Annotated in this window: 9 protein-coding genes and 4 pseudogenes; 9 read left to right on the top strand and 4 right to left on the bottom strand. The window is 68.7% G+C overall.

What is annotated here, in order from left to right; genetic code table 11:
* Positions 1–24: 24 nt before the first annotated feature.
* The 4 genes and pseudogenes from ACZK2V_RS00575 to ACZK2V_RS00590 all read left to right on the top strand — a co-directional run bounded on the left by ACZK2V_RS00575 (position 25) and on the right by ACZK2V_RS00590 (position 3,834).
* Positions 25–1,086: a two-component system sensor histidine kinase NtrB gene (locus ACZK2V_RS00575; protein ID WP_132808743.1), complete on the top strand. Its 1,062-nt coding sequence runs from the start codon at positions 25–27 to the stop codon at positions 1,084–1,086.
* Positions 1,079–2,525, top strand: a pseudogene (ntrC, locus tag ACZK2V_RS00580) (nitrogen regulation protein NR(I)). Before ACZK2V_RS00575 ends, ntrC begins: the two are co-directional and overlap by 8 nt.
* Before the next feature lie 93 nt (positions 2,526–2,618).
* Complete coding sequence (locus ACZK2V_RS00585; RefSeq protein WP_071228810.1) at positions 2,619–3,188, top strand: superoxide dismutase family protein; 570 nt, start codon at positions 2,619–2,621, stop codon at positions 3,186–3,188.
* A 31-nt stretch (positions 3,189–3,219) separates the two neighbouring features.
* Positions 3,220–3,834 carry a superoxide dismutase family protein gene (locus ACZK2V_RS00590; RefSeq protein WP_049462224.1) on the top strand — a complete coding sequence of 205 codons (615 nt, stop codon included), beginning with the start codon at positions 3,220–3,222 and terminating at the stop codon, positions 3,832–3,834.
* 117 nt (positions 3,835–3,951) lie between these two features.
* On the opposite strand, the pseudogene ACZK2V_RS00595 reads toward ACZK2V_RS00590, so the two are convergent.
* Positions 3,952–4,838: pseudogene (locus ACZK2V_RS00595) on the bottom strand (hypothetical protein).
* A gap of 93 nt (positions 4,839–4,931) precedes the next feature.
* Here ACZK2V_RS00595 and ACZK2V_RS00600 point away from each other — a divergent pair.
* Positions 4,932–6,225: pseudogene (locus tag ACZK2V_RS00600) on the top strand (acetyl-CoA C-acetyltransferase).
* 219 nt (positions 6,226–6,444) lie between these two features.
* Here ACZK2V_RS00600 and ACZK2V_RS00605 read toward each other — a convergent pair.
* The 3 genes and pseudogenes from ACZK2V_RS00605 to ACZK2V_RS00615 all read right to left on the bottom strand — a co-directional run bounded on the left by ACZK2V_RS00605 (position 6,445) and on the right by ACZK2V_RS00615 (position 9,636).
* Complete coding sequence (locus ACZK2V_RS00605) at positions 6,445–7,740, bottom strand: heme biosynthesis HemY N-terminal domain-containing protein (RefSeq protein WP_201117802.1); 1,296 nt, start codon at positions 7,738–7,740, stop codon at positions 6,445–6,447.
* A 6-nt stretch (positions 7,741–7,746) separates the two neighbouring features.
* A complete protein-coding gene (locus ACZK2V_RS00610; protein WP_049423137.1) occupies positions 7,747–8,724 on the bottom strand; it encodes a uroporphyrinogen-III C-methyltransferase in 978 nt (325 codons plus the stop codon).
* Positions 8,725–8,828: 104 nt separating this feature from the next.
* Positions 8,829–9,636, bottom strand: a pseudogene (locus ACZK2V_RS00615) (uroporphyrinogen-III synthase).
* Positions 9,637–9,671: 35 nt separating this feature from the next.
* On the opposite strand from ACZK2V_RS00615, the gene ACZK2V_RS00620 reads away from it, so the two are divergent.
* From ACZK2V_RS00620 to secB, 4 genes are all read left to right on the top strand, one after another.
* Positions 9,672–10,139: a YiiD C-terminal domain-containing protein gene (locus ACZK2V_RS00620; RefSeq protein WP_005407593.1), complete on the top strand. Its 468-nt coding sequence runs from the start codon at positions 9,672–9,674 to the stop codon at positions 10,137–10,139.
* A 32-nt stretch (positions 10,140–10,171) separates the two neighbouring features.
* Positions 10,172–10,597, top strand: a complete 426-nt coding sequence (locus ACZK2V_RS00625; RefSeq protein WP_049423133.1) for a hypothetical protein — start codon at positions 10,172–10,174, stop codon at positions 10,595–10,597.
* A 57-nt stretch (positions 10,598–10,654) separates the two neighbouring features.
* Positions 10,655–11,092: a rhodanese-like domain-containing protein gene (locus tag ACZK2V_RS00630; protein ID WP_486322895.1), complete on the top strand. Its 438-nt coding sequence runs from the start codon at positions 10,655–10,657 to the stop codon at positions 11,090–11,092.
* A 100-nt stretch (positions 11,093–11,192) separates the two neighbouring features.
* On the top strand, positions 11,193–11,711 hold the full coding sequence (gene secB / locus ACZK2V_RS00635) for a protein-export chaperone SecB (RefSeq protein ID WP_005407596.1): 519 nt from the start codon (positions 11,193–11,195) through the stop codon (positions 11,709–11,711).
* Positions 11,712–11,731 lie beyond the last annotated feature (20 nt).

The raw sequence follows: 11,731 nt of genomic DNA on the forward strand, positions 1-11,731 counted from the left end.
CGCGTTTTGCACTACATTGGTGCAATGTCCGACCCCGCACCCCCGCCGTCCCTCGATGCCCTGGGCACGCCGTTGGCCTGGGCCGGGGCCGATGGCTGCATTGCCGGCTGCAACCCGGCCTTCGCCCGCTGGCTGGGCGTCAGCGTCCGGCGCCTGCTGGGGCGGCCGCTGGCCGCACTGGAAGTGCAGGGCGAGGCACTGGCCCATTTCCTGGCCCGCGATGAGCGCGACAGCCTGCGCCTGAACCGGTTGGCGCTGGCGGTGCCCGGCGAGGCGCCGCGCTTCGCCGAGGGCTGGATGAGCCGCCGCGACGATGGCGGCTGGCTGCTGGAGGCGCATCCGGTCGATGAATTCCCCGGGCTCGACCCGACCCAGGCCCTGCCCAGCGCGCTCAGTGCGGCGCTGAAGGGACTGGCCCACGAGCTGCGCAACCCACTGGCCGGGTTGAAGGGCGCGGCCCAGCTGCTGGCCCGCCGCGCGGCCCAACGCGATGCCAGCGAACGCGAGCTGATCGAGCTGATCGGCTCGGAGATCGAACGCCTCAACGGCCTGCTCGACCAGCTGCTGTCGCCGGCCCCGGCCGCACCGCATGCCGAACTGAACATCCATGCCGCGCTGGAGCGCGTGCTGCGCCTGGCCGAGAACGAGGCCGGCTGGGCGGTACGCCTGCAGCGCGACTACGACCCCAGCATTCCCGAATTCCACGGCGACGCCGACCGTCTCACCCAGGCGGTGTGGAACCTGGTGCGCAACGCGATCCAGGCCGGCGCCGGCAACATCACCCTGCGTACCCGCGTAGAACACGGTGTACGCATCGCCGAGCAGCTGCACACGCTGGCGCTGCGCCTGGAAATCGCCGACGACGGCCGTGGCGTGCCCGAGGAGCTGGCCGAGCATCTGTTCCTGCCGCTGGTCAGTGGTCGCGCCGAAGGCACTGGCCTGGGCCTGGCGCTGGCGCAGCAGGTCGCACGCGAACATCGCGGCACACTGACCTACCGCTCGCGCCCGGGCCATACCGTGTTCACCCTGCTGCTGCCGATCGGCAACGGCGCCGCCCCGGCCGAGGAGGCCCCACGCGATGTCTGAGTCCTCTTCGTCCCCGCAGCGCATCTGGGTGGTCGATGACGATCGGGCCGTGCGTTTCGTGCTGTGCACCGCGCTGCGCGAGGCGGGCTACCAGGTCGTCGATTTCGACAGCGCCGCCCCCGCCCTGCAGGCGTTGAGCGAAGGCCCGCCGCCGGCGCTGCTGTTCACCGATGTGCGCATGCCGGGTGACGATGGCCTGGTGCTGTTGGACAAGCTCAAGGCCGCGCTGCCGCAGCTGCCGGTGGTGGTGATGTCGGCCTACACCGACGTGGCCAGCACGGCCGGTGCGTTCCGCGGTGGCGCGCATGAATTCCTGTCCAAGCCGTTCGATCTGGACGACGCCGTGGCGCTGGCGCAGCGTGTGCTGCCGGCCGTTGCACCGGCACTGGCGGCGCCCACACCTGCGGCGGAAGCGCATGGCGACCAGCCGCCGCAACTGGTGGGCGATACCCCGCCGATGCGCGCTGTTCCGTGCCATCGGCCGCCTGGCGCAGGCACCGCTGGCGGTGCTGATCACCGGCGAAACCGGCACCGGCAAGGAGCTGGTGGCCAATGCGCTGCACCGCGAATCGCCGCGCGCGCAGGGGCCGTTCGTCGCGCTCAATACTGCTGCAATCCCGTCCGAGCTGCTGGAAAGCGAGTTGTTCGGCCACGAAGCCGGCGCCTTCACCGGTGCCCAGCGCCGCCATATCGGCCGCTTCGAGCAGGCCAACGGCGGCACGCTGTTCCTCGATGAAATAGGCGATATGCCGTTGCCGCTGCAGACCCGTCTGTTGCGCGTGCTGGCACAGGGCGAGTTCTTCCGCGTCGGCGGCCGCGAGTTGATCCGCGTCGACGTGCGGGTGATTGCCGCCACCCACCAGGATCTGGAAGGACTGGTCGCGCAGGGGAAGTTCCGTGCCGATCTGCTGCATCGCCTGGACGTGGTGCGCCTGCAGCTGCCACCGCTGCGCGAGCGTCGCGAGGACATCGCACAACTGGCAAGTACGTTCCTGGGCGCCGCCGCACGCAAGCTGGATACGCCGCCGAAGCGCCTGACCGCTGCCGCACTGCAGGCGCTGCGCGAACACGACTGGCCGGGCAACGTGCGCGAACTGGAAAACGTGTGCTGGCGGATGGCGGCGCTGGCCGCCGCTGACACCATTGGCGTGGCCGACGTCGATACCGCGCTCAACCGTACGCGCGGTCGTCGCAGCAGCACCACCAACGCCGATCCGGGGCAGTGGGAGGCGCTGCTGGCCGAATGGGCACGCCGTCAGCTGGCCGAAGGCGTGGAAGGGCTGCACGCGCAGGTGCGTGAGCGGGTCGACCATGCCCTGCTGGAGGCCGCGCTGCAGATCACCCATGGCCGCCGTGCCGAAGCCGCGGCCCGCCTGGGCCTTGGCCGCAATACCCTTACCCGCAAGCTGGGCGCCGGGCGCCGTCGCGGGGGCCATTGAACGGTCCCTGCACGCGATCCTCGCGCCCGCTTGCCGAACCGTTGATCGTTCATGGACGATGCCGTCCGTAGTGTCACCTGCAAGGAGTCTTCGATGCGTCTGTCCTTTGCCATCCTGCCGTTGTCCGCCGCCGCGCTGCTGTCTGCCTGTGGCAGTGCGCCGAAGAAGGCCGAACCCATCCCGCCACCGCCGACCGTGGTCAGCGCCGCCAAGCAGGCCGAGGCCAATCTGTCGCCGGCCTCGGCCAGCATCGTCAGTGGCCGCATCGCGCTGATGGTGGAGCCCGGTGGCATCCACATCACCGGGTTGATCGGTGGCCTGCAGCCGATGCAGCAGGCCGGCTTCCACATCCACGAGCGCGGCGACTGCAGCGCGGTGGATGCCAGCAGTGCCGGCAATCACTTCAATCCCGGTGGCGCTGCGCATGGCCGCGCCGGCACCGGCAAGCACCACCTGGGCGACATGGACAATCTGCGTGCCGACGCCCAGGGCCGCGCCAACGTCGATATCCACCTCAAGGGCGTTACCCTTGGCGGAGGCGCCGCCACCGATATCGCCGGACGTGCACTGGTCGTGCATGCCAACGCCGACGACTATCGCAGCCAGCCCGCCGGCAATGCCGGCGTCCGCATCGCCTGTGGCGTGATCCGGGTTGTCCGCTGATCACTGCAGGCATCATCCAGGGAGAGATTCCATGCGTTTGATCCACACTTCGCTGTTCGCAGCCATTGCTGCACTGGGCCTGGCGGCCTGCAACCAGCAGCCGGCCGCGCCGCAGGCTGAAACCGCGCCGGCCGCTCCGGCCGACGGCGCCACCGCCGAACCGGCCGCAGCACCTGCACCGGCTGCCGATGCCTCGGCCACGGCCGAGCTGGCGCCGACCCAGGGCAACGAGACCAAGGGCAGCGTCACCTTCAAGGTGGTTGACGGCAAGGTCCACGTGACCGGCCAGATCAGCGGCCTGAAGCCGGGCAGCGAGCACGGCTTCCACATCCACGAGAAGGGCGACTGCAGCGCGCCGGACGGCATGAGCGCCGGTGGCCACTTCAACCCGGGCAAGCAGGATCACGGCAGCGTGTCCGCCGATCCGCACCACGGTGGCGACATGCCCAACATCAAGGCCGACGACAAGGGCGTGGCCACCATCGACGGCCCGGTGTCGAGCAACGTCAACATCGGCAAGGGTGATGACTTCGACATCATCGGCCGCGGCCTGATCGTCCATGCCGATGCGGATGACTACAAGACCCAGCCGACCGGCAACGCCGGTGCGCGCCTGGCCTGCGCAGTGATCCAGAAGGCGCAGTAAGCCATCAGAAAACGCCGGCGCAAGCCGGCGTTTTTCTTTATAGGTAGTGCCGGCCGCTGGCCGGCAATCGCAGATCCGGATGTTGCCGGCCAGCGGCCGGCACTACCAACACCCGCATCAGCGCGCCAGCAGTTCGCGCGGTCCTGCCCGGCCTCGCAATGCACGAACAGCACCGGCACGCCGTGCGCTTCCAGCACCGCGGCCATCTGCCGCTGGCGCATCAGGAACTGCTCGTAGATGCCCTTCAGGCGGTCGCAGTCGTTCTTGCCGTGGTTGTAGTGCGCGCACCAGCCGGCCGGATCGAACAGCGCCATGCGTGCCTCGCCATGGGTATAGCGCAGCAGCGGCTCCGGCGCGGCATTGAGCCACTCGTCCTCGCCCGGCGCCATGATCGCGGTCTCGATCAGCGGCCACAGCGCGGCCAGGCCCTGGTTGTCGTACTGCATCGACATCATCGCGGCCAGATCATTCACGGTGAAATAGCGCGCATGCTCGATGCGGGCACCGAAGGTGTTCTGCGCCATCAACGCGGTGTCGGCATGCGCCATGCCGTTGGCCAGCAGCGTGTCTTCCAACGCCTCGGCCACCGCGTTGGTGGTGACCACGTCGCTGCCGGTCAGCAGGAACGGCACCACGCGCAGGCCACCGCCCACCAGGCTGGCATCGGCCTGGAACGGCAGCGGCACATCACCGTTGGCATCGGTACCGAAGGCCAGCAGGCGCGGGCCCTGGTTGCGGCCCGGCGCACGCATCTGCAGTTCTTCCAGGCGGCGATGGATCGGCCAGCCCGGGCGCAGTACTTCGGCCGGGTCGAAATGGGCGGCGGCGAACACCAGGTCCAGCTCGGCCACCTGCGGCACCAGCTTGGACAGGTCGCGGCCGACGCGATCGGCCAGTTCACCGGCCTGTTCGGCGCTGAGCACCGCCTGGCGGGGGATTTCGCCGCCGGCCAGTTCCAGGGCCAGCACGCCAAGGGCATTCATCGCGGGGTCGGGTTTGCTCATGGTTCCACGGTTGGCCCATCACAGGGCGGCAGCTACACTTGGCTCCATTATGCCTGCTCCGTCGTGCAGGCCATGTTGCAGACACCCTCATCCATGCCAGGTATCTCCATGCCCAACGCTCGTCCCGTCGCCATCCTCGGTGGCGTCCGCATTCCGTTCTGCCGCCAGAACACCGCGTATTCGGATGTCGGCAACCTCGGCATGTCGGTCCGTACGCTGGGCGCGCTGGTTGAACGTTTCGGCCTGCACGGCCAGCAGCTGGGTGAAGTTGCGATGGGTGCGGTGATCAAGCACTCCAGCGACTGGAACCTGGGCCGCGAAGCCACGCTGTCCTCCGGCCTGTCGCCGTTGACCCCGGGCATCACCCTGCAGCGCGCCTGCGGCACCTCGCTGGACAGCATCATCACGGTTGCCAACAAGATTGCGCTCGGCCAGATCGAATCGGGTATCGGTGGCGGTTCGGATACCACCTCCGACGTGCCGATCGTCTACGGCAAGAAGCTGCGCGCGCGCCTGCTGGCCGCCAACCGTGCCAAGAGCACCGGCGACAAGATCCGCGCGCTGACCGCTGGCTTCAAGTTCTCCGAGCTCAAGCCCGAGTTCCCGGGCGTGGCCGAGCCGCGCACCGGCAAGAGCATGGGCGACCACTGCGAGGACATGGCCAAGGAATGGAACATCTCGCGTGACTCGCAGGACGAGTGGGCGGTGTCGTCGCACAAGAAGCTGGCTGCTGCCTATGAGCGCGGTTTCTTCAACGACCTGATCGCACCGTTCCGTGGTGTCGAGCGTGACAACATCCTGCGCCCGGATACTTCGCTGGAGAAGCTGGCCACGCTGAAGCCGGCGTTCGACAAGGTCTCCGGCCGCGGCACGCTCACCGCCGCCAACTCCACGCCGCTGACCGACGGCGCCGCCGCCGTGCTGCTGGCCAGCGAAGAGTGGGCGCGTGCCCACGGCCATGAGCCGCAGGCCTATCTGCGTGACGCGCACGTCTCGGCGGTGGACTTCGTGCATGGCGAAGGCCTGCTGATGGCGCCGACCGTGGCCGTGCCGGAGATGCTCAAGCGCAACGGCCTGACCCTGCAGGACTTCGACATCTACGAGATCCACGAAGCTTTCGCCGCGCAGGTGCTGTGCACCCTGCGTGCGTGGGAGAGCGAGGATTACTGCCGCAATCGCCTGGGCCTGGATGCACCGCTGGGTCGCATCGACCCGGACAAGATCAACCTGCTGGGCTCGTCGCTGGCCACTGGCCACCCGTTCGCGGCGACTGGCGCACGCGTGATCGCCACCGCGGCCAAGCAGCTGGCCGAACGCGGCGGTGGCCGCGCTGGTGTCGATCTGCACCGCCGGCGGCATGGGCGTAGTGGCGATCGTCGAACGCTGATCGTTGCGACCGCGCGCCAACCAAGGTTGGCGACTACCGGGAATGCGCGTTGGATCTGCTTTGGTAGATGCCGACCTTGGTCGGCCATGCGATGTCATCGTTCGGAAGATGTCAGAGCGCCAACCAAGGTTGGCGACTACCGGGTTCCACAGATGAAAACGCCGCCCAATGGGCGGCGTTTTTCTGCTCCGGTGGGTGCCGACCGTTGGTCGGCACGCTTCACGGCAACCGTGGATTGCCGAATTCGTCGCGCTCTTCGTTGGCGTCATACACCGGCGGCTGCACCGTAACCGGCTGCTCCTCCACCGTGGAACGCAGCGGCGCTTCGGTGCCGCGCACCAGTTCCACGCTGTCCTCGCCACGCTGCAGTCGCAGCGCATTGGCCAGGCACTGCGCGGCCAGCGCGTGCTCGCCACGCTGTGCGAACAGCTCACCCAGTGCCTCCCACGCCGGGGCACCGGCGCCCGCGGCGATGGCCTCGTGCAGGAACGCATCGGCGGCATCCCACTGCTGCTGGGCCAGGGCCACGCGGCCCTGTGCCAGGCGCAGCGCAGCCGAGCTGTCGTGCACGTTGCGCCAGCGCGCGAGGTTGGCCTGGCGCGTGGCCAGGCGCTCGGCCGGCAGGCGGCCATACAGCGCCACCAGTTCGTCATCCCAACGCTGGTCCAGTGCCTGTTCCAGCGCCAGCAACGCCGGCTCATCCCAGTTCAGGACCACCGCACGGCTGGCATACGCACCCACCACGTCCGGGGTTGGCCGCAGCGCCTTCGGCGTGGCTTCCCACTGCGCGGCCAGCGCATTGACGTCGGCTGCTTCCAGCAGCGCCTGTGCGGCCAGGCGTGCTTCCAGTTCGCTGTTGGCGTCGGCCGGCAGCACCTTGCTCTGGCGCAGTGCACCCAGCTGGCCATACGCCTCGTGGGCGCGGCCGGCCTGTGCCAGCGCTTCGGTACGCAGCCACAGGCCGCGCGGCGGCAGCGGCTGGATCGTCGCCACATCCAACGCGTTGATCGCATCCACCGGTAGATCGCGCGCCAGCAGCTGTTCGGCGCGCAGAAGCGCCTGCAGGGTGGCATCGCTCTCGCCCAGGCGCTGCAGCAGGGCTTCACCGGCGGGGCCGTCGGCACGTGCCTGCGCACTGCGCACGGCATTGGCCAGCGCCACCGCGCTCACTTCCGGATCCTTGGCGGCACCATCCAGCAGCTTTTCGGCACGCTGCCACTGGCCGTGCTCATAGGCCTGCAGGCCGTCGATCAGGCGCACCCGCCCCTGCTTGCGGCGGTAGCGGCCCCAGGCGCGGAACGGTGCAGCGATCAGGCTCCACAGCAGCCACAGCACCAGCACCGCGATCACCGACAGCAGTGCCACCTTGGGCAGGTTGCTGTGGTAGTCGTAGCCGCCGTAGCGCAGGGTCACTTCGCCGAAGCGGTTGAGGTCATCGGCGCCGAGCCATTGCGCGGCCACCACGCCAATGGCCACCGCCAGCAACAGCACGACCAGGGATTGCAGGGGTTTCATGGGGGATTACCTCCGGTCGGTCTGGGTGCGCAGTTGCTGCAGGGTGCTGCCAAGAACGCTGTTGCTGGCCTGCAGCGGAAGCTCGCGCAAGGCCTCCAGTTCAGCACGTTGCGCGCGCAGGGCCGGTGAATCCGGCCAACGCCGCTGTGCCCAGTGTTCCACGCGCGCCAACGCGGTATCGCGACCGGTGCGGTCGCCACGTTCGATTGCGGCACGCGCCAGGGTCAGTTCCAGCTGCAGCGCATCGTCGGCATTGCGGCGTTCGGCGGCGGTCAGCGGGCCATTCTGGCGGCTCGGGGTGATGTCCACGAACGGTGCCAGCGTGGCCTGCCACCAGGGCTTGCCGGCGCCGGGCGCGGTGCTACCCGTCACCTGCGAGGGCAGGCCCTGCAGGGCCTTGGCCAGGGCATCCAGGCGTTGCAGCGATTGCACGCGCGGGCCGGTGCCCAGCGCATCCAGTGCATCGCGTTCCTGTACCAGTGCCTGGCGCAGGTTCAGGCCGTCGCTGTCGGGCAGATCGGCCAGCGCGGTGGCGGCCTGTGCATACAAGCGGCGTGCGCCTTCCACGTCGTCGGCGTAGTTCAGGCGCTGCGCCGCCTGGGTCAGCAGCAGCTCGGCCTCATCGCGCTGTACCGCCTGACGGCCCTGGTTGGCGCTGTCGGCCAGCTTGGCCAGGTTCTCTTCCAGCAGCGCACTGCGCTGGGAAAGGCCCAGCATCTCGTCGCGCAGCACGCGGTTGGTGGTCGCCGCATCCTGCAGGCGCTGGCTGGTTGCGCGCTGGTCGCGGCGCAATGCATCCAGCGTCGCCTGCAGGCCCTGCAGCTGTACGGCCGTGGTCTGCGCCTGCGCTTCCTGTTCGTTTTGTTGCTGCTGCCAGACGTACCAGCCGGCATAGCCGCCCACGCCAAGCACGACCACCCCGGCCAGCGGCAGCAGCCAGCGCACGGGTCGACGGGGCGGGGAAACGGGCGGAGTCTCGTTCATGGGGCTTCCTTGTCGGCACCGTCGCCGGTCAGGTTCCGGCAGGCCGCGTTGTGCACAGCATCACTGTTGCCGACCACAGCGGCAAGCGTGACCCACGTCCCTGTTCAGTTCGCTGCCGGGACGGTGAGCGTGGCGTGTGCAGCCGCCACCAGCTGCGCGGTGGTGGGCCCGGCCGCGCGCACCACGCGCTGCAGCCCCAATGCGTGCGCCTGTTCGCCCAGCCGTTCGCTGGCCACGACGGCGGTGGCATGTGCCTGACAGCGTTGCTGCAATGCCGGCGGAAGCTGCTGCCAGAAATGCAGCAACGCCTCACCACTGCTGACCGCCAGCACCCACGGATACGCTGAATGCGCCAATCGAGCCAGCGTGCGTGGCGACAGGCGCAGCAGGCGACGCTGATAGACATTGGCGCGCTCGATGCTGCCGCCGGCCGCCTGCAGTTGCGCAGCAATCAGGCCGCGCCCGCCGGGGGCGGTCACCAGCCCGATGCGCAGGCCGCGTACGTCCGCCAGTACCGGCAGCGCCAGCAGGCCCTCGCTGTCCATCCGCTGCGGCGCATGCACCTCGGCGACACCCTGCGCCCGCAGCGCGCGCGGTGCCTTCGCCCACGGTCAGCCACGGGCTGCGTTGTGCCTCGGCCAGTGGCAACAGGGTGGCGGCTGCGGTAACGGCGGCCGGGCTGGTGAACACCACCCGATCGCAGTTCAGCGCGCGTTGCAGCTGGTGCACCACTGGCGTGCCGTTCAGGCGCTGCAGGCGCCAGGGTGGCAGGGCCAGCACATGCCCGCCCAGCCCAGCAACGGCGCGGCGCAGCGCGGAATTCTGGCCCTGCGGTCGCAGCGAAATGAAGGTCCAGCCCGGTTCGGAACCGGCGGCGCCAGTGGGTATCGTATGGTCGGCCATTGCCTGCATTATGCGGGCCCTTCGTTGTCGTGGTCCCTGCTCCGATGTCCGTTGATGCTCTGACTTCCTCGCTGGCCGCCCTGCAGGACGTGCTTGACTGCATGCCGGCGGTCCGCGCCATGCAGATCCAGCTCGACGGCTATGCCGATGGCGTGCTGCGCATCACCGCGCCGCTGGCCGCCAACGTCAACGACAAGGGCAACGCCTTCGGTGGCAGCCTGGCCTCGGTGCTGACCCTGTCCGGCTGGGCACTGGTCAGCCTGCGCCTGCGCCTGGCCGGCCACGATGCCGAGGTCTACGTGGCCGACAGCAACCTGCGCTACCTGGCACCGGTCTACGAAGACCTGCACGCCCATGCCGAAGCGGCCGAGGCCACTGGCTGGGATGCCTTCCTGAACACCTTCCGCCAGCGCCGCAAGGCCCGCATCAGCATCATCGCCACCCAGCCCGGTGCCGATGGCAAGCCCGCCGCCGAGTTCAGCGGTCGCTTCGTTGCCTTCGCCAAAGGGTAGGATGGCAGGCTGACGTTCTGGGGAAACCACCGATGCGCCGCCTCATCCAGTTCCTGATGTGTTCCCTGCTGCTGGCCAGCGCCGTGGCTTCGGCAGACGACCTGAGCCGCAAGCAGCGCAAGCTGCTGGAAGAGACCCAGATCGCCTACGGCGCCACCATCCGCTGGGGCAGCATGGACGATGCCATCGGCTATCTGGACCCCAAGCTGCGCAAGGAAAAGCCGCCCACCGAGTTCGAGCTCAACCGCTACGCGCAGCTGCGCGTGTCGTCCTACCGCGAGCGCAGCAGCGCCGCGCTGGACGGGGGCCTGGTCGAGCGCCGGGTCGAAATCGGGGTGATCAACCAGAACACCCAGGCCGAACGCACCGTGGTGGTGGTCGAGCGCTGGCGCTGGGATGCCGAGGCCAAGCGCTGGTGGCAGACCGCCGGCCTGCCGGACCTGTGGAAGGGGCAGTGACGGGCCGCGTCCGGCTTGTGCGACAATCGGCGCCCGCTTAATCGACCCGTGACCTGAGTGAATTACGAAGAGTTGCTGGCCTTTGCAGGCCGAAACCCGATGCTGTCCGCGGCCCTGGTCGGCCTGACCGTGGCCATCATCGTCACCGAGATCCGCCGCCTGTTCCGGGGCTTCAAGGGCATCAAGCCCGCCGAACTGACCCAGCTGATCAACGCGAGCGGCACGGTGGTGGTCGACCTGTCGGCCAGCGGTGACTTCGAGAAGGGCCACATTGCCGGCAGCCGCAATGCCCAGGCCAGTGCCTTCGGCCCGGACAACAAGCTGGTGGCCAACGCCAAGCAGTCGCCGGTGGTGCTGGTGTGCCGCAGCGGCAACGCCTCGGAAACCGCCGCCAAGGCGCTGAAGAAGGCCGGCTTCGAAAAGGTCTACGTGCTCGACGGCGGCATTCCCGCCTGGCAGCAGGCCGAGCTGCCGCTGGTCAAGGGCCGCAACTGATTGCCGCAGGTGGCGGATCCGGCCTTGTATGGGCCTGATCCCGCCCCCATCGCAGTAGTTCGACCATCGTTTTCATTGCATTCACCTGGAGTTACTGGAAATGTCCGAAGAGATCACCAACGGCGCCGCTGCGCCGGTCGATGCCGCTACCGGCCCTGCTTTCACCGTCGAGAAGATCTACGTCAAGGACGTCTCCTTCGAGTCGCCGAACGCTCCGACCATCTTCAATGACCAGGTGCAGCCGGAACTGCAGCTCAACCTGAACCAGCAGGTGCAGCGCCTGGGCGAGAACGCCTTCGAAGTGGTGCTGGCCGTGACCCTGACCTGCCAGGCCGGTGAGCGCACCGCCTACGTGGCCGAAGTGAAGCAGGCCGGCGTGTTCGGCCTGGTCGGCCTGGACCCGCAGTCGATCGACGTGCTGCTCGGCACCCAGTGCCCGAACATCCTGTTCCCGTACGTGCGTCAGCTGATCAGCGACCTGATCCAGGCCGGCGGCTTCCCGCCGTTCTTCCTGCAGCCGATCAACTTCGAAGGCCTGTACGCAGAAACCCTGCGCCAGCGCCAGGAGCAGGGCGACGCACCGTCGCTGGCTGACTCCGAGCCGGCTGGCAACGCCTGATTCCTGCCGCGACGTCACGG

The sequence above is a fragment of the Stenotrophomonas sp. 93052_Sma genome (assembly GCF_056481145.1).